This is a genomic window from Cohnella fermenti, from assembly GCF_004801405.1.
Lineage (GTDB): Bacteria > Bacillota > Bacilli > Paenibacillales > Paenibacillaceae > Cohnella > Cohnella fermenti.
This window is the reverse complement of sequence record NZ_SSOB01000060.1, coordinates 21,952-45,538: the sequence shown is the minus strand read 5'-3', so window position 1 is coordinate 45,538 and position 23,587 is coordinate 21,952. Positions and strand designations below refer to the sequence as shown.

The window sequence follows — 23,587 nt, the reverse complement described above, 5'->3', positions numbered from 1 at the left end:
TCCGCCGTACCCCCTATGATTGTCGGTAATCTCACGCTGCCCCTCCGCCAATTATAGCCAACTCGCTCCGTCAGTGGATATGAAAAATCGCCGCTCTGCTTCCGTCAACGGAAGTGAGCGGCGACACTATGGACGGAATTCTTGTTGATACTAGAGAAAGGGGTTGTGGCTATGACTTTGAGATTTTAAATGGGGAGTTAAGATCATACATAGAGGTGAAGGGATTAGGTGGAAATACTGGGGGAGTGATGTTTACTAATAAAGAGTGGCAGGTGGCTAAGGAGAAAACAGACAAATATTACTTAGTTATTGTTCATAATGTAAATGATGAGGCAGAAGTTAATATTATTCAAAATCCAAGTGGAAAAATTAGTGCGAATAAGAATATTTTCACATCTGTTCAGATTAATTGGTCAGTTTCTCAATCTGAAATTAATAACCTGCTTAGCTTATGAAGTCGATATTACATATGGAAGCCAAGATTGCATGACATTCATATGTAATATCGAGGTTGAAGATTAGAAAATTATACTCTTAACTTAGGTACAACTTAAAGAACTATATGCAAGATAATCTCTCCGACCTTTCTACTTAGGATAGAAGATCGACAAAATGTGAACGATACGATTCCTTATAAAATAGCTCATTAACGCCTGCTCGTGCCTGATAACCTATGTATCTGTTAATGATATTTTGCACATATTCTTTTTTTAATGTTGTAATCTTTCGCATCTTTTGTAGAGCACTGGCTCCATCCATGGATACAACATTGTAGAACTCCCATTTGACAAAAACAAGAGATTTGGATTCCTCCAAGGGTACACTAATAAATGCGAAGTTGGTGTCTTTATTATTTAGTAACTTTTCTGTTGGAGAGGTTGCCCTTCCAACAATAAATTTATAAATATGATTTACTTTTTCAGGACGGTAGGTATCGCAAAAAGGAGTAATGCAAAGCATATACTGTCCTTTCTCATCAACCATGCTCCATATACTTCCTGTGTCGATTAGATCAGAATTCGTCTTACAATATTTCATCAATTTAGTCAAATAATAAGTCTGTTTTTGAAATGTTTTTTGGAAATCACTAGAATTTTTCCTGAATCCATCTATCAGCATAAGGACAAGAATGATATCTCGAATGTGTTCATCATTCAATTGATTGGCTGAAATCCTCATTATTTCGTCCTTCAATGTAGCTATAGAATCTAATTCGTGATTGCGCAATAGTTCGATAATATTGCTCATGAAAGTAGAGTCCAAAAGTTTTCTTACTATAAGGTCCTTCTTTTTAAGAGTGATGAGGGCATGGAAGGATTCGATTTCTTGCTGTTCGATAGGTCTTTGCAGTAATGTCTGTAATATCTCTGTTTTCTTCGATTGAAATAGAAAATTTGTTGCAGAAATCTTCGAGTGCTCAGTTAACACATCGGAAAGTAAAGTGTCGTCCAAAAACGCTGGGATATCATTGCTATCTATTTCAGACGAGATCATCTGCGTAAATATTACTTTTTCGAAAGGTGCATTAAAACGATGCATAACATTAGAAATGCTTTGTTCCAAACGATGTACACTGTCCAAAATATGCAATGATATGCTCTTATCCTTTAATAAAATTGATCCAATGATCTCCATAATATTCGAAGGTTGTATTTCTTTATTCATAACAAATCCGAATAAAGAATTGCCTTCTTCGGCATTACGTTCTTGAAAAAAGTAAGCATTTTTATCAACTATTTCAAAATGAGAAGATATTTCCTCCAATACTTCTGAACAGTCAGCCTGAGTGTAAATAACAGCACATTTTAATCCGGATCGAACTTTGGAATACTCTTCAATAATTTTCAAGGACGCGGTACCAGCAACGGAGCTGGAGCCGGCCTTAGCTTCTTCCAGATTCCAATCCAAAAAAAGGAGCTTTGCATTTCGTAATATGGAGGACAACCATCTAAGTTGAAGCTCATCGGCTGTTCTTTGATATTTGTATGGAAATGTTACAATTCCCTCTTTGGTCAATTCATGAAATAACTCACCCGGTTGTTCATTTGCAGGTAGTTGTCCCTTCATAGATGCGGGGGCAACATCATCTATGATATCAACATCATCAGGAATAAATCCTAATTCCTCATCCTTTATTTCTGGAAGTCTTTGTTGTTCAAATTCAAGTTCATCATCTATGATGACGGCATTGTCAAAATACCTTTTCACAATTCCTACAATCTGTTCTTGGATACTCATAGCAGACCCTCTTTTCTCGACTCTTCACTGAATTCGATGCAAAAGCATGCACCACCGAGAGGATAAATCTCATGCCCTGGTTCAACTAAATATAATTGATGTCCCCGTGATTCAAGGATATCTTTTGACAAGAATAGTCCTAAACCTCTGCCTTCAGCTTTTCTGGTGAAGTAAGGATCAAATATATGCGCTTGGTCACGTGGCTCAATTCCTGAGCCTGAATCATGTACATAAAGACAGCGCTCTTCTTTATCAGTATAAAAGTGCAACTGTTTTTTTTCGCTATTTAGCATCCAGTAAATGGAGTTGGATACCAAATTAACAAGTGGCGTGAACAAAATGGAGTCTGTTTCCCTTATTGAAAACTCGTCGCTTACTTTTATGACAGTGGATATTGAATAGCGTTCTAAATCGGATTCAAAATACTCCAGTACGTTTTCCAAAAAGGATTTGATGCTTATGCTCTGTTTTCGTGCTCTAACTTGACGATACAGAGGATTCATCCTTTGGTGTAGTCTCTCAAGAGAGCGGAAGGCGGCCCCTGTTTTTTCGACTACAGGTAAAATACTCGTATTTGCCAAAGATTTTTGTAACAATCCCAACTGATCACGTATACTTTTGTATAGAGCATTGAACTCATGACTAGTCAATTCTGCGGCTAAGCCGACTGCAGACAATTCACGATACATATTTACTTCTTGTTTTAACAAACCGATATATGCGTCGTCAGAGAATGTCTTATCTCCACGAGCAATTTTATTTTTCAACCCCGTAACCGCCGATACTGCTTCCTTAACCAAAGCAATTCTTTCGTTATCATTAAGTATACTTAAAATTTCTTGTTGGGCCGATTCTTTCAGTCTTTCAAAATCTTCTACCAAACGTAATGCTTCAGAATGATTACCATGTGGATCGAAAAAAAAGTCGAGAGAGGTCAATGTATTCAACATATTTTCCAAATCGTGAGATTTGATCTGGGAGTTGCTCAGAACGGGAGAGAGTTGGTGGTAGTATTCCTTGAGAATATGCTTGCGACATGCTTCCAACGATTCCTCAGCAAATGCTTCTACCACTTCTTCGAACTCCTTCATTTGCAACTCTACGGAATGGTTGATAAGAGAAGGGATTCCTTCCTTAATCCATTGAAGGGCGTGATTTAATCTAGCTTGTATCTCTAAGGAGTCTGTATCATCTGTAGATTCATCATCTGCATGTTCGTCTAAGTCTTTTAATTTCTGTTTTATTGATTCAATTTCCACATCGATATGCTTATGTATTTCGCTTTTGGTTTTCGCTAAGCGAAGATGAGCTCCATCAATTCTGTCAGTCCATTCTGGAGAATGATAGTACCTCAAATTATAAGAGATCCTAATATTTTCTATTTTTTCTGCGATGCGGTATACTTCAAAATTAAGCTTATCAAGAATTTCGGTAACAGAAATTTTATTGCTCGAAATAGATGTAATTTCTGCTTCTTTTTTGTGTATTCGATCATTGATCTCATTTATAATGCTACCGAATGTTTTAAGTAAGGTATCATCAAAACTTGACAATTCATTCTCTAAATCTTTAAAATATTGACGCTCTCGTCTTTCTTCTTCCCGCTGCTTTTCGAGTGCTTTTACTGCTTGTTCTCTTTCATTTTTTAATCTCTGGTTTCTGACTCCCCGCTTGCCTAGATCTTTTAGCTTGGTTTCAAGAAACTCTGTAGCCCACCATTTTAAGAGATTTATGGCAAGCGCGCGAAAATATTCAAAAGCGCTGTTCTCGACAAAACCTTCTCTACTTGATTTATCTATCAGTTTTGGGTTCTTTAATTTACTAATTTCCATGTAGCCATACATGCGACGGTGGCTGAATAAATAGTAACCAGCACCCCTTGAACGTCGTTCTTCAATTTTAAGGAAGTCATTACCGGCTTCTCCATATGGAAGTATTCGAAGCCCATCACGAAAAACGTAAATTCCCCCGGAATCATATAATTTCTTCATCATCATATCGTGTTGTTCTGGAGTAAGAGCAGTTAAATCTTTTGTGCCCTCTACAAAAAACCATTTTATATGCACCGGACCAATATCCACCATGTTGCTTGTGTGAATACCAGAGGAGAGTTGTTGATGTAATATTTCATGTGTTTCAGCATTTTTTATGCTTTTTATTACAGCTTGACCGGAGAAATGTCCATTCTCAATTGTTCCTTTTAAAGCGTAGTCAAATAACTGAATATCGTCTGGATTAAACCAAGATTCATTTTCCAATTTATGCCCGTTTATGTGCAACTTCGGTAGAAACTTATTATCGTCGTCTTCGTTTTCTTTGCGATCAAAGAGATCAATAAGGTTCTGGAAAGAAACCAGCACATTTTGTAATCGTAACCTTCTCTCTTTGCGACTTTCATCTTCTACTTGAGTCAAATAAACGTTCCAATCCCAGTCATTTTCTAAGTTGCTGATATAAAATAAAGTACCGCCGCCGCGCCGTTCATTTAAACGCAAGCGACTCAATGATGCATCATCTACTCGAAAATCATTTATTTCAAGCCTAATTTTTGCAGCAGTTTCAGAGTCCCACTTATCTTCGTCGGATAAGTTTTTTAGTAGATCTAATTTTATATCGATGATATTGTTTGCAAGGAATTCCTTCATTAGATCAAAAGATTGAAATGTCCTGAGAGGCAATTCGATATCTTCCATAAAAAGACGTTCATTTCTAAATAGATCCCAATGTAAATACAGAAGGACCCAGGTTTGAACGCCACGTTTTTTCGAGATAAGTAATAACTGATCGCCGAGCAAAGATATTGCCAGTCTCCCTATCCCTTTTTCTCCTATTTTGATCCGTTGTTTCTGACTAGGCTTTATATTTTTCGTCTTTTTAGAGTAAGTGCCGATAGTCAACCAATTTTCAATTATATCTTTCTCGTCCATCCCATCTCCGTCATCCCAAACAATAATATAATTATTAACGGAATCAATATGGATCAGGCCTTCCATTGCATCGGCATCGTATGAATTACGCAGCAATTCGGATACAGCGGTAATTTCATCTCTGATTTGTTGCTTGCCTAGTAAGTCTACAGCTCTTGCTTTTGTTCGGAATCTAGCCATCATTTATCCTCCAATCGCAACTTCCAAAAATGATGTTACTGGAGCTATTTCCTCTTGCTGTTTCATTTTTAATCGGATTGCATCAATAATAGATTTTCCTAATGCTCTTCCCAGTAATGGGGGGACAGCGTTCCCAATTTGTTGCCTTACCTGACCTTTGTTTCCGAAAAATTTATAGTTATTATCAAAACTTTGTAGTATTGCGGCTTCTCTAGCGGTTATAGGTCTATTGTGATATGGATGAGCGAACCTTCCGCGTGTAAAATTATCAAATCCTCCGGTAATTGTGGGCGCTGGTTTATCAGTTGCCATTCTCCCATAAACATCGGGCCATCCTGTTTTCTTTTTATGGCATGGCAGTTGTAGTCTTCGCGGCAAACATTTTCTCCCGCTTCCTTGCGGGACGTAACTGATTCGTTCAAGGTTGATATTCGTTACCTTAGGCACGCAATGATTGGGATAATTAGGATTAGGGTGCTCACTTCCATCATCAGGTGGCTCAGGAATCCCCTTTAGCGCTTGGCCAACTGTAACCCAGTTATTCGTATGAGTTGGAGTAGGAAATTTATATTCGATCCCCAAATCTTTGCGTACGCCGACAACCACTGTTCTTTTTCGGAGTTGTGGTACGCCGTAATCTGCACAGTTTATCTCCTTAACATGAATCTCATACAGGTTTTCAAGCCCAGTTTTCAATAAATCTAAATACGCTTTTCCTCTTTTTTTCTTAAATGTGTCTACATTCTCTAATAAAAAGAATAAAGGCTCAATTCCTTGAACCAGCCTGATGTATTTTACGACTAAGCGATTTCTTTTATCACCGTTCTCTCCGCCACGCTTTTGTCGGGAAAATCCTTGGCAGGGAGGTCCTCCCGAAAGCAAAACTAATTCTCGTTTATTTATTCCAGCCAATTTTAATAAAATTTCAGGTTTAAGCTTGGCAGCATCTTCGACTGAAGCTTTTGTTGAGATATTATTTTTATATGTTGTTACTGCTTGTTCATTCTTATCAAATGCCCATAGTAGTTTAAATCCGGACTTTTTTAGTCCTGCGCCAAGACCACCAGCACCACAAAATGTTTCAATACAAGTAAATGCCATTTCGACTACCATCCAGTCCCTAACATGCTATATTATCATGAAAATTTATTCTGTTCAGATCTGTTGGGGAATCTGCCCCTCCACATGGATCAATTTTACCATAAGTTGTCGTCCTTATTGAACATCAACTTAGAATTTACTAAATTTGTAAATGCGTTCGAAAGGGAATGCTTGCGAACTATTCCCGACCAAGTTAACATGCAACAAACTTGTTGCTTGGAGGGGGGCTAAATGACCGTTATTTTCTCTGGTTCTTGTTATCCACATAGTACACTGAGGGGGCTCAAACTGGATTACTTAAAAACAGCGATGCTTTTGTCCATCGCGAGACTTCACTGTAAACTTGCTATAGAACACGGCAAAGTCGGCACGATGCCGGAGCGACGCCGGCAAATCATCGAAGAAATTCAGAGTTTGAGGGCGATGCGCGATGACCTAATCGCGGAATGGCGTAAGGACGTAAAAAACTAATATCAGGTGCAAGCTTGAGCCGTTAGATAGCTTGAGCTTTTTTGATGTTCCGGGATATTTCCAGCTCTTGGCGGTTGCGATGTTGTGAGTAGGGTTTATGCTAATTGTCGGTCACGAACAGGTCCGGCAATCCTACTCATGGAAGGTGATATTCGTATGAACGTAAAACTCCCATCATCGTATAGGGTGGCACTGTACATTCAAGAGGACAGAAATGGTGAAGAGCGAAGCGATTCGCTCCTGTCGCAGCTTCAGACGTTAAAAACAAAGGTAGGGCGTTGGGGTACTATCTCTGACGTATACTTCGACATTTGCTCGGCTAAAGTGTCATATCGTGATCGTCCGGGGCTTAGTACACTCATAGCAGATATGCGGTGCGAGAGATTTGACGCCATTCTTGTCACCGAAATATGGCGACTCTTTGGTGACGTAGAGGTCGGATATGAACTGGGCGAAGTGATCTCGTCCGGAGGGAAGTTTCTGATCTCGCTGGATGGATTAGTCGACACGAGCAGTGGTAATACGACCCTGTTGGAATTTTATCAATGGGTTCACTTTCAGCGGTTTATGAACAAGTTGAAGTAAGTGCCGGAATCGGGCAGCAAATTGAGAGGGTGCGGATATAGATTCGCTCTTCCCGGTTTGTCTGCCCTTTTTTCTCTACTATGGGCGTAGGCGGGGTGATTATGACGCAGTAGAAGCAATTATCAAAATCGCCGGATACGGTATGCCTATAACGGGGTTTTGGTGCGGCTACAGTGTGTGCTACTGATTTTAACTGTAATATTCTTTTCGTTTTTCTATTCATAAAATTCCGGGGTGCGGATGGCGTTTTCACCGCTAAAACAAAAAAATCCGCGAATTCTAAGTGCGAATTGCGGAGCGAAATTCTAAGTCGCCAGCTTACCTTTATCCTCCCATTTCTCCTACTTGCACAAAAAACGCACCCAAGGTAACATGCAACAAACGCTTACGAGGGAGGGATCGCGGTGCAGAAAATGCCTTATCCAGAATGGCTACATATTGCGTTCGATGGGCGGTTTATTGAGCATGCGAAAGCCGCTGCGGATTTATCGGGAAATGGTGATTTATGTAAAAGACAAGAGAAAGTTGAAGCCCGTCTCAAACAAGAGGTGCGCCTGATTTATCGCCTGTATTTGCATGAAGGTTGGGGTTGGCAAAAGATCGCTAACTATCTAACCGACAAGAAGATTCCTTCTCCGAGGAGGCTTACCGGAGCTAAGAATGCGGGTAGTGTCTGGCATGAGACAGCGGTTAAGCTTATATTGCTAAATCGCCATTATACTGGAGACTTGGTACAAGGGCGTTCGAGCGTGGACAGGAGCAATAAACTGTTCCATCAGGAGAAGGGCTACAAACTGCGTCAGCAAGTCGATGAAAGCAAGTGGTTTGTCGTAGAGAATGCGCATCCTCCGATTATTTCACACGAAGAGTTTACCGCTGTGCAGGATCGGATGGCGGTTAAAGCTAGAACAGGGTTTAGTGGTCGAGGTAAAAAATCGTTGTTTGCCCACCTTGCATACTGCGCTCATTGCGGCAAAGGGATGAATTATAAGAATGACCGCGAAGGCTATGTTTGCGCTACTTATCAGAAGCGCGGCAGAAAAGGATGCCCTTCCCATTTCATTCGGCATGATGAGTTAAAGGAGTCTGTTTTAGCGGATTTGCGTCAATTGTCAGTGAACGCACTGGATCGGGACTCTTTGGTGGAGAAGGCGCTCAAAAAGGCGATTGAAAAATCGAACCAAGCCGTGTCTGAACTGAATGCGATCCAGAAGAAGTCGCAGCAGCTCCAACAAGAGCAGTTGGAACTGGTTCGCGCCTTGACACGGAAAATGATTAACGATGATACGTTCCAGATGAGCAATACTGCTTTAAAGGACGAGCAACAAGCTTTGAAAGCAAGAGCGGCAATCTTGGAGGCGGTTCTGAATCAAGGTGAAGCCAGTGAGCGGCTTATGCAGAAATTCAGGGAAGAAGTCAGGCGGTTTGCGGAATTACAGATGGATGACGAGGAAGCCCTTCGCGAAGTGCTTCAACGTTTAATCGAACGTATCGAGATTGAGTTGGATGGTAGAATTATTATCCACTATAATTTTGGAAATCCGTTGTCTGCGGGGGCGTAATTCGCCCCCTGTATTTACGTCAATATTAAGCACTCCACACATGTCCAGCTCGTGGCGGGTTCCCGCGACGTTCTCTCCGGATTGGGAAAACGTTTTGGACCGTTCCCGGCGGTCCCGTAGGCACTTCTGCGCTTGTCAGGCGGAAGTTATACGTTTCGTTCTTCGAGTGCTTCCGCCGATGGGAAAAAGGTATTGCTGGTAGATGCGGATGCGCAAGGCAACCTGACGGACTCGTTAGGATTCCACGAACCGGATAGTCTATCGGTACTAGTCACAGTGCTGGTGAAAAATTATTTCCGGCTTTAAACGGGAGCAAGATCACGCGGGCGGAAATGGTGAACATCGCCGCCAAATGCATCATGAGAGGATATGCCGACGGGACATTTCGTCCGAATCAGACGCTAACCCGAGTGGAGGCGGTGACGTTAATCAACAAACTTCTTTGTTTTCGCCGAAGGAGGAATTTAACCCGCTTTTGTCGAATCCTTTTGTCGAATCCTGCAGTTAAGAAAAGGGAGAAGAGCGGTCTATGAGAGACGATGAACAAGATCCGATCGATTCGCTCGTCGTAATGCCCATATTGACAACAAAGATCCATATCCCCCGGGAAACGACTGAGACGGTGCAACGCTCGCGGCTGATCGACCGATTGAATCAAGGTCTAAGGAATAATGTTACGGTAGTCTGCGCGCCTGCGGGATTCGGCAAGTCTACTCTGTTGGAGCATTGGGCGCGACAGGCCGCCATACGGCCCGCATGGTTCTCGATCGACCGGGGAGACAACGATCTGAAGCGGTTCTGGCACTACGTCATCGCCTCGATCGATTTGCTTCATCCCGGCTTCCGGGAGCGGACGGACGCCGTTCTCAAGCTCGTTCAGCCTGCGCAATACGAGCTGGCGCTGACGATGCTGCTGAACGAGCTTCATTCGCTGGACAAGCCGGTTGCGCTCATTCTGGACGATTTTCATACCCTTACCGACGACAACCTGATTGCTTCCGTAGCCTACTTCATCGAATATATGCCGGAGAGCGTTCACCTGACGATCGTCAGCAGAGAAGAGCTTCCCTTCCCGACGGCGAGACTTCAAAGCCGCCAGTTGATGAGCCGGCTGGATACGCCGGACCTGCGCTTCACTCTTGGCGAGGGAAGACAGTTCTATCGGACCTGCATGGCGCTTGCGTTGCCGGAGGAGGAAGAGGAGGAATGGCTGGAGAGAACCGAAGGGTGGATTACAGCCATGAAGCTGGCCGCTTTATCCCTTCGAGTCGAGGACAACCCTTCCATGCTGCTGCGAAAATTTACCGGGGCGTCCCTTCTGATCGAGCAGTATTTAATGGAGGAGGTCTTTGACAGGCAGAGCGAGCCGATTCAGCAGCTTCTGATGGACTGCTCGATTCTGAAGCGGATGAACGCCTCCCTGTGCCGCGCCCTGACCGGCTTCGACGACTGCCAAGAGATGCTTGAGCAGCTTGAGCGGGCCCAGCTTTTTATGGTGTCGCTTGACGACCGTAGAGGCTGGTACCGGTTCCATCATCTTTTTGCGGAGTTTCTGTACAATCGTCTTCTGCGAACGAATCCCGATCGCATCCCCTACTTGCTCGAAGCGGCGGGACGGTCGTGCGAAGCGGACGGGTATCTGGAGGAAGCGCTTGAATATTACCTGACCGGCAAGCTTTACGAACGGTCGGTCGGCCTGCTCGAAGAGACGACGGCCAAGATGCTGCTGCGAATGAATACCGATTGGCTATGCACTCAGCTCGCGCTTATCCCCGAGCCGATCCTGCTGCAGTATCCTTTTCTGTATTTCTCGTATATTCATTTATTGCTGCTCGGCGAAGAGCAGGCCGCCAAAGCGGATCGATTGCTGAGCTACGCGGAGAAGCATTACGAGGGTACGGCGAGAGGGTGGACGGAGGAGAGCAAGAACGACTTCTGGGCGAGCTATTATTTCAACAAAATGCTTCATGCGGCTCTCGTGCTCGGTGACCAGAACCAGGTGATCCATTACATGAACCTGTCCAAGCAGTACAGGCCCAAGGGACCCCGGTTGGTTTTCGCGCGACAATCGAGGCTGGCCGGCAAGCCTTCCATTTCGAAGGAACATCCAGGCAAAATGATCGTCAAGGAATTTCTCGTCTCCTTCCTTAATCAAATGATTGAAACCTTTGATGAGGCGGGGCTGGCCGGTTCGTCGCTCGTTTGTCTGGCGGAAGGCTATTATGAATTCAACGAACTGGATGAAGCCGAGAAAAACGTCAGAAGAGCGATTCGATCGACCGATCTATCCAATCCTATGCTGCTTGAGCTTGTATTGCCTTCCCGTCTCTTGTTGTCCCGAATTCAGCAGGCCCGGGGCTTATACGACGAAGCGAAGGAGCTGCTGCGGAGCGCCAGACATGAACTTATCGATCTGGGACTGGCGACAACGCTCATCTATTGCGATGCGGAGCGGGCATGGCTGGCCTTGCGCGAAGGCGATTCAAGCTCCGTCGAAGCGTGGATGCGCATGTATCGGCTCACGGAGAACGATCCCGTTGCAGCATCGCGCCTTGTTGAATATCAATATTTGGTTCGCTTCCTTATTTATCAGGAGCGGTACGAGCCAGCCCGGGAGCTGGCGAACAGGCTTGCAGCCGCCGCGGAAGCGGCGGATCGATGGTACATTCGGGTCGAAGTCGGCGTGATGCAGACCGTTTTGCTGCATCTCACGGGACGAACCGATGAAGCGCTAATCCGGCTGAAACAGCATTTGCACGCTACCGAGGCGCAAGGTTTTGTTCGCGCCTACGTCGATGCGGGCGAGACGATGGCCGAACTGCTCGCGAAGCTGATCGAAGCGTGGCCCCGGATGCAGGAAGGAGCCACTCCTTCCCTGAATTATGCTCGCCGGATATTGGCTGCCTTCGGGAGAAATCGGACGAACGGAGGAGAGTCGGCAGATGTGCCCTTGCTTCTGACCAGAAAAGAGATCGAAATTTTAAGACTCATCGCGCAACGGCTGACGAACAAGGAGATCGCGGCAAGGCTTCAGATCGGCTATGGCACGGTCAGATCGCATATCAACCATATTTATAGCAAGCTCGAGGTGAGAACCCGCCCGGAAGCGATTCAAAAAGGCGAATCGTTGGGTCTCTGACTTCAGCGTTCATTCGAAGCTTCCCTCCAATCTATACAGGGGGGTAGTTTTTTTGCGGTTCGATATTTTTTTATAATAGAGAGTATCGGAGCTTTTGGGACAGGGACGGAATACGGAGCGGAAGCGGGGAGGCAAGAAATGATACGCATGTGGAAAAAAACCGGAATGATGATTCTCGCAATGCTTATGCTGATTAGTGGCAGTTCCGAGTGGTTTACGTCGGGGGGAGGTCATGTTTATGCGGAAGGCGAAGGATGGATGACAGTAGGCAACGCGGGATTCTCGGCAGGCAGTGTCCGATATAATTCGATGGTTGTGGATCATGGCATCGTTTATGTGGCTTACCGGGATATTCAAAATTCCAACAAAGCCACCGTCATGAAATACGATGGAACGAGCTGGGAGACGGTGGGAAACGCCGGGTTTTCGCCAGGCGATGCCGATTACACGTCGCTCTATATGGATAATGGCACCCTTTATATCGCCTTTATGGGGGATGGGAGTTCCAACAAAGCGACGGTCATGACATTCAATGGAACGAGCTGGGAGACAGTGGGAAATGCCGGATTTTCGGCATACGTGGCAAGCTACACGTCGCTCTATGTGGATAACGGAACCCCCTATGTGGCCTATGTGGATGCGGGGAATTCCTCTAAAGTGACGGTTATGAAGTACAACGGAACGGATTGGGAGACAGTTGGGAACGCCGGGTTTGCGAACGCCGGGTTTTCGACAGGAACTGCCTCTTACATATCGCTTCAAGTAGATGGCGGCATCCCTTATGTGGCCTTTGTAGGGAATGTGGGTGGTTTAGCAAAACCGTTCGTGATGAAATACAACGAAACGAGCGATAGCTGGAATGAGGTTGGAACCACCCAGGCTGCGGCAGGCCCCAATCATCAATACACGTCGCTTTATGTGAAAGGCGGCATCCTCTATCTCGCCTATAAGGATGGGTGGAATTCGAACAAAGCGACGGTGGAGAAATACGACGACACGAGCACAAGCGCGAGCACGGGGTGGGAGACTGTAGGGGACGCCGGATTTTCGGCAGGCTCTGCCCTATTTACGTCGTTGTTTGTAGATAACGGCACTCCTTATTTGGCCTATAGGGATGGAGGGTATTCCAACACAGCGACGGTGAAGAAATACAACGAAACGAACGCGAGCTGGGAGACGGTGGGAAACGCTGGATTTTCGGCAGGACTTGCCAATTACATATCGCTCTATGTGGAAGGCGGCACTCCCTATGTCGCCTATTCGGATAATATTCAAGCCAAAGCCACTGTGATGAAATTAGCGAGGCCGACTGTCACCTTCGTGAGTAACGGCGGCACGGCGGTAGCGAGCCAGACGGTGAGCTATGGCAGCACGGCAAGTGAGCCGACGCCGGCCCCGACGAAGCCGGGCCATACGTTTGGCGGCTGGTATGCGAACAGCGGCTTGACGACGGCGTTTAACTTTGCTACGGCGATCACTGGCGATACGACGCTTTACGCCAAGTGGACGCCGAACAGCTATACGGTTAGCTTCAACGTGGACGGCGGATCGGCGGTGGCGAACCAGACGGTGAGCTATCTCGGCATGGCAAGCGAGCCGACGCCGGCCCCGACGAAGCCGGGCCATACGTTTGGCGGCTGGTACGCGGATGAGGAACTGACGACGGCGTTTGACTTTGCCGCGCCGATCACCGGCGATACGCCAGTCTACGCCAAGTGGACGGCGAACAGCTACACGGTGAGCTTCAACGTGGACGGCGGCACGGCGGTGGCTGACCAGACGGTGAGCTATGGAGGCACGGCAGGCGAGCCGATGCCGGCCCCGACGAAGCCGGGCCATACGTTTGGCGGCTGGTACGCGAACGAGGAACTGACGACGTCGTTTGACTTTGCCGCGCCGATCACCGGCGATACGCCAGTCTACGCCAAGTGGACGCCGAACAGCTATACGGTGAGCTTCAACGTGGACGGCGGCACGGCGGTGGCTGACCAGACGGTGAGCTATGGAGGCACGGCAGGCGAGCCGATGCCGGCCCCGACGAAGCCGGGCCATACGTTTGGCGGCTGGTACGCGAACGAGGAACTGACGACGTCGTTTGACTTTGCCACGCCGATTACGGGCGATACGCCGGTTTACGCCAAGTGGACGCCGAACAGCTACACCGTGAGCTTTAACGTGGACGGCGGCACGGCGGTGGCGAACCAGACGGTGAGCTATGGAGGCACGGCGACGGAGCCGACGGCTCCAACGAAGCCGGGCCATACGTTTGGCGGCTGGTACGCGAACGAGGAACTGACGACGTCGTTTGACTTTGCCGCGCCGATCACCGGCGATACGCCAGTCTACGCCAAGTGGACGGCGAACAGCTACACGGTGAGCTTCAACGTGGACGGCGGCACGGCGGTGGCGAACCAGACGGTGAGCTATGGAGGCACGGCGACGGAGCCGACGGCTCCAACGAAGCCAGGCCATACGTTTGGCGGCTGGTACGTGAACGAGGAACTGACGACGTCGTTTGACTTTGCCGCGCCGATTACGGGCGATACGCCGGTTTACGCCAAGTGGACGCCGAACAGCTACACCGTGAGCTTCAACGTGGACGGCGGCACGGCGGTGGCGAACCAAACGGTGAGCTATCTCGGCACGGCAAGCGAGCCGACGCCGGACCCGACGAAGCCGGGCCATACGTTTGGCGGCTGGTACGTGAACGAGGAACTGACGACGTCGTTTGACTTTGCCGCGCCGATCACCGACGATACGCCGGTTTACGCCAAGTGGACGCCGAACAGCTACACCGTGAGCTTTAACGTGGACGGCGGCACGGCGGTGGCGAACCAGACGGTGAGCTATCTCGGCATGGCAAGCGAGCCGACGCCGGACCCGACGAAGCCGGGCCATACGTTTGGCGGCTGGTACGCGAACGAGGAACTGACGACGTCGTTTGACTTTGCCACGCCGATCACCGGCGATACGCCGGTTTACGCCAAGTGGACGCCGAACAACTACACGGTGAGCTTCAACGTGGACGGCGGCACGGCGGTGGCGAGCCAAACGGTGAGCTATCTCGGCATGGCAAGCGAGCCGACGCCGGACCCGACGAAGCCGGGCCATACGTTTGGCGGCTGGTACGTGAACGAGGAACTGACGACGTCGTTTGACTTTGCCGCGCCGATCACCGACGATACGCCGGTTTACGCCAAGTGGACGCCGAACAGCTACACCGTGAGCTTTAACGTGGACGGCGGCACGGCGGTGGCGAACCAGACGGTGAGCTATCTCGGCATGGCAAGCGAGCCGACGCCGGACCCGACGAAGCCGGGCCATACGTTTGGCGGCTGGTACGCGAACGAGGAACTGACGACGTCGTTTGACTTTGCCACGCCGATCACCGGCGATACGCCGGTTTACGCCAAGTGGACGCCGAACAACTACACGGTGAGCTTCAACGTGGACGGCGGATCGGCGGTGGCGAGCCAAACGGTGAGCTATCTCGGCATGGCAAGCGAGCCGACGCCGGACCCGACGAAGCCGGGCCATACGTTTGGCGGCTGGTACGCGAACGAGGAACTGACGACGTCGTTTGACTTTGCCGCGCCGATCACCGACGATACGCCGGTTTACGCCAAGTGGACGCCGAACAGCTACACCGTGAGCTTCAACGTGGACGGCGGCACGGCGGTGGCGAACCAGACGGTGAGCTATGGCGGCACGGCAAGCGAGCCGACGCCGGATCCGACGAAGCCGGGCCATACGTTTGGCGGTTGGTACGCGGATGAGGAACTGACGACGTCGTTTGACTTTGCCGCGCCGATCACCGGCGATACGCCAGTCTACGCCAAGTGGACGTCGAACAGCTACACGGTGAGCTTCAACGTGGACGGCGGCACGGCGGTGGCTGACCAGACGGTGAGCTATGGAGGCACGGCAGGCGAGCCGATGCCGGCCCCGACGAAGCCAGGCCATACGTTTGGCGGCTGGTACGCGGACAGCGATCTGACCGCTGCATATACGTTCGACACGGCGATTACGGGCGATGTGATGCTATATGCGAAATGGACAACGTCAACGGTAACGGCCACGACGTACACCGTAACCTATAGCGGCAACAGGGCTACTTCCGGCAGCGTTCCTGTCGACAACGACAAATATGAGGAAGGCGATACGGTAACAGTTCTTGACAATACAGGGAGCCTGATGAGAACGGGGTATATCTTCTCTGGCTGGAACACGGCGGCGGACGACAGCGACCACCGTTATTCCGCAGGCGCGACGTTCCTCATGGGAACGGCCGACGTGACGCTGTATGCTAAGTGGGAGGTCAAAAAGAACGGCTCTACTCCGACGGATTCGGCAAGTGCTTCGAAGTATGAGATCATCCCGGCGAATGTGGAAAGCGTCGGCGGCTTGGTAGTCGCGATCGTCAACATTATCCGAATGACAGATGCGAGCGGCCGCAAGACGGACCAAATTGCGCTTCCGGTCGAGCTAGCGTCGAAGGCGGTCCAGCAGTTGACGGCGGAAGGCTCCGACTTGGCTCGGATCGTCATTCCAGACCCGAACGACGAAGTGGCGGAATTAACCTTCTCGATTTCGGCCAAGTCGGCGAGGCTGCTGGCAGGCGGAGGCATCGGTATGGAGATCGACACGGACAACGTGCTCATCCGTATTCCATCTACTTCCCTGCAAGGCACAGCGGACGATCTATTCTTCCGCGTCGTGCCTATCAAGGCAGAGGACGAGCGAAAAGAAATTGAACAACGCGCGAAGACGGATGAGTTTGTCCTTGAGGAGGCCGTCAGCGGCGGCATCGAAGTTATTGGCCGGCCGATGACGATCGAGACGAACATGCCGAGCCTTCCTGTTACGCTGGTACTGCCGCTGAGTAATGCGTCCTTAAACGAAGGGCAAGCGAGCGAATGGAGCGTCTTCATCGAGCATAGCGATGGGACCAAAGAACTGGTCGCAGGGGACATTGTCGCATACGATGCAACCGGCATGTCCGGCATCGAGTTCACCACCAGCAAATTCAGCACGTTTACGGTCATACAGATGAAGAGCGAGTCGACCGACGAGGAGCATGGCGCTTATATTTTCGGCTTTCCAAACGGCACATTTGGACCGGAGCGAACGATGACCCGCGCAGAGATGGCGACAATACTGGCACGGCTGTTCGTCGTCAATGGCCGGCAAGCCAGCGTAACTTTCACGGATATCGCGTCCGGTTACTGGGCGAAAGACGCGATCGACAAAGTGACGGCAACGGGAATGATGTCGGGCTATCCCGACGGCAGATTCAAGCCGGAAGCGCCGATTACTCGTGCGGAGATGGCAGCCATCCTGGTGCGATTACCTGTGACAAATGTACGCGGCAGCGTGGAAGACTTCGTCGACATTGACGGCCATTGGGCGGAGGCGGCGATCAAGCGGGCAGCGGCGTCGGGTATTGTGAACGGCTATGTGGACGGAACATTCCGCCCTGACCGGACGCTGACCCGCGCCGAAGCGGTGACAATCCTTAATCGATTGTTGGGCAGAGGGCCGCTGTACGGGACGGTGCCGAAATGGACGGACGTGCCGGAAAGCTACTGGGCGTATGGCCAAATCCAGGAGGCCAGCATCGTCCATAGCTATGTGGAGCGTCCAACCGGCGAAGAGGAGTAGGTCAAAGGGCGACGGTAACCGAACTTGCCGCATGGAACAATAAACCGCTCTCTGAAAACGTAAACAGGACTCTAAATCCTTGATAGGCGTGTAAGGCAAGATGGGGAAGCATTATCAAAAAAAGTCCGCAGTAAGTGAAAGGAGTGATTCATGTTCCTATTCCTCAGATGACACATACAGAAGCGGTAGCTTCGTTGTATCGGACTGATCAATAATTGGGGGCGCCTAACACCCGAGTTATCGCGATGCACAACAACAGCCCTTCATCACTGAGTAGAGCGGTGAAAGGCTGTTGTTGCTTCTTAATTCATTCGTCGAGCAGATGCATAAATTGCTGTTTAACCTCTGTGAAAAGCGAAGGCTTTAGGTGTCCGAATTTTTTAATAACAATTTGATTCGAGAACGTATATACTTTATCCGCACGGACAGCAGACGTAGCGCGCAATAGCCCTTCATCGAGATCAGCGGCCGTTGGACCAGACAAGAACGGGACGCTGTTTGGTTGCAGACAAGTCACTATACGGAAAAGGGATCAGTACAATATCTCCTTGTCTATACATTGTTCCAAACCTCATCATCCACTGAATTATTCCAGAATTCCATGCTGGTCAGGCTGGCGTATTCGAGATTTTTTAATGCTTCGCGTTCTCGTTTTGCGTTCAGGTATCCAATGAAATCAGCAACTTCAATTGCGCCCTGCCCAGGCAAACGGGCAGTCGTTTGAAATGTGTCGAAAATCCACCAGTTATTAATATTTCACCGTATTATTGGATAATCGGTAGGCCCAGTTGAACTTATACAGCAACACTAAGAAAAACAATCCTTTGGTGGGCAAGGACCCCGATACGTCTGACTCCTGTAAAACTTTCCTCACGAATCTGCCCGTTTTAGCCAGATTTTCACGGTCGCTTCCTTTCCAACTCCTGGTTATAATGATCTAACTAATTGCCGTTAGGGGGATTCGACATTGCCTTGTACAACGGATGATACAATGACGCTAGAAAGCTTTGTTCTTCATGCTGGAAATCGCTTGGCTTACGCAGCAACTGAAGCAGTTATACAGAGTCCTGCCCAAGCTTATAATCCTCTCTTTATCCATGGTCCTGTGGGTGTGGGTAAGACGCATTTGCTTCAAGCGATAGGCAGGACGATCGGTAAGCTCAATACTGGGCGACAAGTGCTTTATCTCACCGCCAATGAGCTTAAATCCTATTTCCATGCCCGTGAGTCGTTGGAGTCTGCATTGGAGTCATGCGATGTGCTCTTGCTGGATGAGGTGGAACAACTTACCGACGCCAAGGAGCGGAAGCATTTACTGGTCCTCGTAAGGCGAATGTGCTCTGACTTCAAGCAAGTCGTCATGGCCTCAGATGCACCGCCTAATGACCTGAGTACTGATATAGAGAATGGGCGATTGAACATACGGTGGGGGCTCGTCATACCTATGATTTTGCCCGACCAACATGAACCGCCAGAGCAGACTGCGTTGGATGCTGATGATTTGTGGAGCAATGCCTTGTCTGTGATCCGCAGCCAGTTGTCTAAGCCGGTCTATGACACTTGGTTCCATAACAGCCGTGCAGTGATGGTAGATGGATGTCTGACCGTGTATTCGCCCACGAGGTTTGCGTGTGATTGGCTGGAAGCGCGGTATACCCAGCAGATTCTCGGCACGGTGCAGCAGTTGACGGGGGAGGTTCCAAGTCGGGTTATATTCGAGGCAGATGATTCAGCAACGAGCCGCGAGGTTGCCGCCAATTCTCGGGCATCTACAGATCAACGGCCCGTTCACGAGCCTTCAAGCATGCCAAGGTTTTTTCAAGAACTCAAAGTTTTCTTTAAGTTTCATAAGTAGCACAATCTTTCATGATAAATTTGGAAGTAATATTTGTAGGTTTTTTCGGTTACTTGGATCAAGGCATCGTTGCATGTGGCGATGTTTGTCATTAGGGGGGAATGGCATGAACGTAAATTCCGTGCAGCCAGTCAGTAATTATCTCAAATCCATGCAGCAAGGCAAGGATGGGTCGCGATTAGCATCTATTCGCAATGTACTCATGATGGGCAAGAAGCTAAGCTCCGGCGAAATGAACTACTTGCAACGATATGACCCCAATCTACACAATCAAGCAATGAGCATCTCAAAGGAACGCCAAGCGTATGAGGACGCCTTGCAGCATAGTCGTAGCAAAGCGGCTGCGGACTATTACCATACGTTCAAACTGATGCAGATTGCCGGGCAACTGAAGCATGGCGGTTCCGAGGAGCTGCAGATGCGGGCGAACGCGATTCAGGAAGCCCATCGCGAGTTCGTGAGATCGAGCAAGTATGCCTCGCTGAAGTAAAATATGAGTAACGCCATGACCATGACCAATTTATTCATGCGGAAAGTGGGTATCTGGTGTCGAGTTGCAATACGATGCATGATCGCAGTCATCGATGCAATTGGCTATGCCGACACAGGCAAGCGGGTGGCTCGTGAATTCCCTTTATTAACATACAAGAACCTCCATCTACTTTACAGTAGGTTGGAGGTTTTTGCTTTTAGACAAGATAAAAAGGATTTTGCACCCGCAGAGTGGAACTATTTATATCGAATGTTCTAAAATATCGGGATAAGCTCACTCGGAGATTTGTTATGAGAATGATACGTTGTTTATTTGTGATTGGATTATTTCACGTGCTTTTTGTCGCCTCTGTTGCCGAGGCTGAGGAAGCTCATGACACTGCAGTGCTTACGTTAAGCGACGGCCAATCCGATTATTCGCTGAACGCCACGATGGACATACTGGAGGATGCTGCGCGGCAATGGTCGTATGAGGACATCCAATCGCAAGAGGTGCAGGGACGGTTTAAATCAGCGGGCGGCAAATCTTCATTCGGATATACACGGTCTGCTTATTGGATTCGCGCAGTGATTCTAAACGAGTCTTCCGAGGCCAAATGGGAGATGATCTTAAACAATTCCCTTATGGATAAAATGGAAGTTTATGCACCAGGCGGGGCGGTCTTCCTGAATCGCTATTATCCCACCTTCGCGATAAATCTTCCGCAAGATCAACCTGCAACCGTCTATATTCGCATCGAAACACTAGGCTCCATGGTTGCCCCGATTCAATTAATCGAACAATCGGCGGTTTATAACCATGCGAACGTCGAACTGATTTTATTCGGATTTTTTTACGGAGCGAACTTCGTCATTGTGGCCTATCAATTGGCCCTCTATTGGTATACGCGCAATCGAGCTTATCTTTACTATACGCTTAGTGTGGTCGCCTTCGCTGGCGGCTTGTTTATATGGAACGGACTCGTGCGGCCGTTCATCGGAGCAGGCTATTTATCGGGATCGACGTCAGAGATTTCAGTTTGGAATAGTCCGTCCGCTCTGTATGATTTCTTTTACGTGCTTGGCCGTTGGATGGGAAGCTTATTCTTATTGCACCTGCTGCTTCCGAGAACCTATGCGCCGATGGCTGATCGGATCTGCCGATTGGTAAACATCGCATGCCCGATCGTTTGCTTAGGCATCGTATTTGCCTATCCGCTCGGAATCGGATCTTTCCTGTTCTGGTTCAAGTATGTCACCTTGCTGCTTATCCTTTGGGTTATTATTATATGTGCATGGAGAGGAAGTCGCGTAGCCAGGCAATTGGCCATGGTTAAAGTGCCGACTGTTCTAGTGGCGGTTGTTCCCAAAGCGTTGCTTCTTCTCGGCCTTTTACCGAGCAATCCGTATACGCATTTCTCCTCGCAGTTCTCTTCGATTGGCGAACTGATTTTTATGGCTATTATCCTGTACGGACTTATGGATCAGATGCGCAAAAAAGAGGAGAATGCGCAGCGCAAGCTAATGAATACGCTGGAGGACTGGAATACGGATCTGGAGAGAACGGTAGCGGAGCAAACCGCGAGCTTGCAGCGGGCCAATGAAGAACTCGAGCAAATTCAAGCGTCGCGTACCCAATTGTTGCAGAACATTTCCCATGATATCCGCGGTCCGCTCACTTACGTTCAAGGCGGTATTCAAGTGCTTGTGAATAAGTTGACGGTGGCGCCGGACCAGCAGCATTATTTACTCGGCAAAGTGTACGACAAGGTGCTAGTGGTGAATCGTTATATCGACGATTTGTTCGAGATTAGCCGTGCGCAAGGCATGCAGACGCCCGTGGCGCTGGAGAAGGTCGTTTTCAACGACTGGATTGAAGGCATCTTTGAGGAACTGGCTATGGACATCGAACATACCGGGCGGCGATGCGCACGGAGAAGGTCAACTAGCGAAGCGGATACCGAGGTTTGGATCGACGCTCACCTGATCAAGCGAGTGCTCTCGAATCTGGTCCATAATGCTTGCAAATTCACTCCGCCCGACGGTACGATAACGCTCCAGACCTTTCATAGAACCGACGCGGTTATCATTATGGTGGGGGACACGGGGGAAGGAATCGAACAGGAGCATCTTATACGCATATTCGAGCGGCATTATAAAGCCGGCGAAGCGCAGGGAAGCGGATTGGGCTTAGCGATTACCAAAGAAATTGTTGAGCGGCACGGTGGCGCGATATGGGTGGAGAGCAAGCCCGGCGAAGGCAGCCAATTTTATTTCACGTTGCCCAAGGTTGACAATTGAACGGATAGCTAATAATTGAGATAAATTGGGATACAGAGAGGTTTATGACATGATCAATAATTTTTGGCGTGATTTGCCCCGACCTTTTTTTGTATTGGCTCCCATGGAAGACGTGACGGACGTTGTGTTTCGCCATGTCGTGAGCGAGGCGGCAAGACCCGATGTATTCTTTACGGAGTTTACGAACACGGAGAGCTATTGCCACCCGGATGGGCACCATAGCGTGCGCGGACGTTTGACCTTCACAGAAGACGAACAACCCATCGTAGCGCACATATGGGGAGATAAGCCGGAACACTTCCGTCAGATGAGTATAGGCATGGCGGAACAAGGGTTTAGAGGGATCGATATCAATATGGGCTGTCCTGTAGATAACGTTGCGGAGAATGGAAAAGGAAGCGGCTTGATCTGTCGTCCCGAAGTTGCAGCGGATATCATTCAAGCAGCCAAAGCCGGAGATCTGCCTGTAAGTGTCAAAACAAGGCTGGGGTTCCGTGCTATAGACGAATGGCGCGATTGGCTAACCCACATTTTACAACAAGATATCGTTAATCTATCCATTCATCTGCGGACAAGGGAGGAGATGAGCAAAGCAGACGCTCACTGGGAGCTCATCCCGGAGATTAAGAAGCTTCGCGACGAGGTGGCGCCGGATACGCTCTTGACCATTAATGGAGACATACCTGACCGCCAAGTCGGCTTAAAGCTCGCAGAACAGTATGGCGTAGATGGAATTATGATCGGACGCGGTATTTTTAATAATCCATTTGCCTTTGAGAAGGAGCCAAGGGATCATAGCAGCGAGGAATTGCTTGCCCTGCTTCGGTTGCATCTGGATCTCCATGATCACTATTCAACACTGGAACCACGGCTGTTTAAGCCGATGACTCGCTTCTTCAAGATTTATGTCCGTGGATTCCGCGGGGCAAGCGAATTAAGAAATAACTTAATGAATACGAAGTCAACGAGTGAAGTGCGTGCATGGCTCGATGAGTTTGGAAGCAAGCAATAATAAGAGATTCAGGTATCCAATGTAACCGGCAACCCTTTCTAACGATCTGCTCTCCTTTCTGGCCCAGGAGCCATAAGGGTAGCA

15 protein-coding genes are annotated in these 23,587 nt (G+C 48.6%); 12 read left to right on the top strand and 3 right to left on the bottom strand.

The window, feature by feature from the left end:
- The first annotated feature begins 128 nt into the window (after positions 1-128).
- Positions 129-455 carry a DUF3883 domain-containing protein gene (locus E6C55_RS30240; protein WP_136373569.1) on the top strand — a complete coding sequence of 109 codons (327 nt, stop codon included), beginning with the start codon at positions 129-131 and terminating at the stop codon, positions 453-455.
- A 136-nt stretch (positions 456-591) separates the two neighbouring features.
- Here the strand turns inward: E6C55_RS30240 and E6C55_RS30235 are convergent, their stop codons facing one another.
- The 3 genes from E6C55_RS30235 to E6C55_RS30225 are packed head-to-tail and all read right to left on the bottom strand — an operon-like array spanning position 592 to position 6,446.
- Positions 592-2,238, bottom strand: a complete 1,647-nt coding sequence (locus E6C55_RS30235) for a response regulator receiver domain (protein WP_136373568.1) — start codon at positions 2,236-2,238, stop codon at positions 592-594.
- Positions 2,235-5,345 carry an ATP-binding protein gene (locus E6C55_RS30230; RefSeq protein ID WP_168735959.1) on the bottom strand — a complete coding sequence of 1,037 codons (3,111 nt, stop codon included), beginning with the start codon at positions 5,343-5,345 and terminating at the stop codon, positions 2,235-2,237. The genes E6C55_RS30235 and E6C55_RS30230 overlap by 4 nt, the downstream gene beginning before the upstream one ends.
- A 3-nt stretch (positions 5,346-5,348) precedes the next feature.
- The gene (locus tag E6C55_RS30225) at positions 5,349-6,446 is read right to left on the bottom strand and encodes a DNA cytosine methyltransferase (protein ID WP_168735958.1); all 1,098 of its coding nucleotides are present in this window, start codon (positions 6,444-6,446) and stop codon (positions 5,349-5,351) included.
- Between the two features lie 231 nt (positions 6,447-6,677).
- On the opposite strand from E6C55_RS30225, the gene E6C55_RS30220 reads away from it, so the two are divergent.
- The 11 genes from E6C55_RS30220 (at position 6,678) to E6C55_RS30160 (ending at position 23,503) form a co-directional block, all read left to right on the top strand.
- Positions 6,678-6,917, top strand: a complete 240-nt coding sequence (locus tag E6C55_RS30220) for a hypothetical protein (RefSeq protein WP_136373565.1) — start codon at positions 6,678-6,680, stop codon at positions 6,915-6,917.
- A 156-nt stretch (positions 6,918-7,073) separates the two neighbouring features.
- The gene (locus E6C55_RS30215) at positions 7,074-7,502 is read left to right on the top strand and encodes a recombinase family protein (RefSeq protein ID WP_168735957.1); all 429 of its coding nucleotides are present in this window, start codon (positions 7,074-7,076) and stop codon (positions 7,500-7,502) included.
- 413 nt (positions 7,503-7,915) lie between these two features.
- Complete coding sequence (locus E6C55_RS30210; RefSeq protein WP_230986925.1) at positions 7,916-9,064, top strand: recombinase family protein; 1,149 nt, start codon at positions 7,916-7,918, stop codon at positions 9,062-9,064.
- A gap of 132 nt (positions 9,065-9,196) precedes the next feature.
- Complete coding sequence (locus E6C55_RS35270) at positions 9,197-9,370, top strand: ParA family protein (protein WP_330999674.1); 174 nt, start codon at positions 9,197-9,199, stop codon at positions 9,368-9,370.
- 26 nt (positions 9,371-9,396) lie between these two features.
- Positions 9,397-9,597 carry an S-layer homology domain-containing protein gene (locus E6C55_RS35510; RefSeq protein WP_136373562.1) on the top strand — a complete coding sequence of 67 codons (201 nt, stop codon included), beginning with the start codon at positions 9,397-9,399 and terminating at the stop codon, positions 9,595-9,597.
- A complete protein-coding gene (locus E6C55_RS30195) occupies positions 9,594-12,203 on the top strand; it encodes a LuxR C-terminal-related transcriptional regulator (RefSeq protein WP_136373561.1) in 2,610 nt (869 codons plus the stop codon). Before E6C55_RS35510 ends, E6C55_RS30195 begins: the two co-directional genes overlap by 4 nt.
- 828 nt (positions 12,204-13,031) lie before the next feature.
- Entirely contained in the window at positions 13,032-17,864 is a 4,833-nt protein-coding gene (locus E6C55_RS30190; RefSeq protein ID WP_168735956.1) for an InlB B-repeat-containing protein, read from the top strand.
- 967 nt (positions 17,865-18,831) lie between these two features.
- Positions 18,832-19,719: a DnaA ATPase domain-containing protein gene (locus E6C55_RS30175; protein WP_136373559.1), complete on the top strand. Its 888-nt coding sequence runs from the start codon at positions 18,832-18,834 to the stop codon at positions 19,717-19,719.
- A gap of 106 nt (positions 19,720-19,825) precedes the next feature.
- Positions 19,826-20,209 (top strand): hypothetical protein, encoded by a 384-nt coding sequence (locus E6C55_RS30170; RefSeq protein WP_136373558.1) that lies wholly within the window; start codon positions 19,826-19,828, stop codon positions 20,207-20,209.
- Between the two features lie 293 nt (positions 20,210-20,502).
- Positions 20,503-22,491: a sensor histidine kinase gene (locus tag E6C55_RS30165; protein ID WP_136373557.1), complete on the top strand. Its 1,989-nt coding sequence runs from the start codon at positions 20,503-20,505 to the stop codon at positions 22,489-22,491.
- Positions 22,492-22,540: 49 nt separating this feature from the next.
- The gene (locus E6C55_RS30160) at positions 22,541-23,503 is read left to right on the top strand and encodes a tRNA dihydrouridine synthase (protein WP_136373556.1); all 963 of its coding nucleotides are present in this window, start codon (positions 22,541-22,543) and stop codon (positions 23,501-23,503) included.
- Positions 23,504-23,587 lie beyond the last annotated feature (84 nt).

What these genes read in the sequence shown, in the direction of transcription:
- E6C55_RS30240 (WP_136373569.1), top strand. Translation starts at nt 129, where the DNA reads ATGGACGGAATTCTTGTTGATACTAGAGAAAGGGGTTGTGGCTATGAC.
- E6C55_RS30235 (WP_136373568.1), bottom strand. Translation starts at nt 2,238, where the DNA reads ATGAGTATCCAAGAACAGATTGTAGGAATTGTGAAAAGGTATTTTGAC.
- E6C55_RS30230 (WP_168735959.1), bottom strand. Translation starts at nt 5,345, where the DNA reads ATGGCTAGATTCCGAACAAAAGCAAGAGCTGTAGACTTACTAGGCAAG.
- E6C55_RS30225 (WP_168735958.1), bottom strand. Translation starts at nt 6,446, where the DNA reads ATGGCATTTACTTGTATTGAAACATTTTGTGGTGCTGGTGGTCTTGGC.
- E6C55_RS30220 (WP_136373565.1), top strand. Translation starts at nt 6,678, where the DNA reads ATGACCGTTATTTTCTCTGGTTCTTGTTATCCACATAGTACACTGAGG.
- E6C55_RS30215 (WP_168735957.1), top strand. Translation starts at nt 7,074, where the DNA reads ATGAACGTAAAACTCCCATCATCGTATAGGGTGGCACTGTACATTCAA.
- E6C55_RS30210 (WP_230986925.1), top strand. Translation starts at nt 7,916, where the DNA reads ATGCCTTATCCAGAATGGCTACATATTGCGTTCGATGGGCGGTTTATT.
- E6C55_RS35510 (WP_136373562.1), top strand. Translation starts at nt 9,397, where the DNA reads ATGGTGAACATCGCCGCCAAATGCATCATGAGAGGATATGCCGACGGG.
- E6C55_RS30195 (WP_136373561.1), top strand. Translation starts at nt 9,594, where the DNA reads ATGAGAGACGATGAACAAGATCCGATCGATTCGCTCGTCGTAATGCCC.
- E6C55_RS30190 (WP_168735956.1), top strand. Translation starts at nt 13,032, where the DNA reads ATGAAATACAACGAAACGAGCGATAGCTGGAATGAGGTTGGAACCACC.
- E6C55_RS30170 (WP_136373558.1), top strand. Translation starts at nt 19,826, where the DNA reads ATGAACGTAAATTCCGTGCAGCCAGTCAGTAATTATCTCAAATCCATG.
- E6C55_RS30165 (WP_136373557.1), top strand. Translation starts at nt 20,503, where the DNA reads ATGAGAATGATACGTTGTTTATTTGTGATTGGATTATTTCACGTGCTT.
- E6C55_RS30160 (WP_136373556.1), top strand. Translation starts at nt 22,541, where the DNA reads ATGATCAATAATTTTTGGCGTGATTTGCCCCGACCTTTTTTTGTATTG.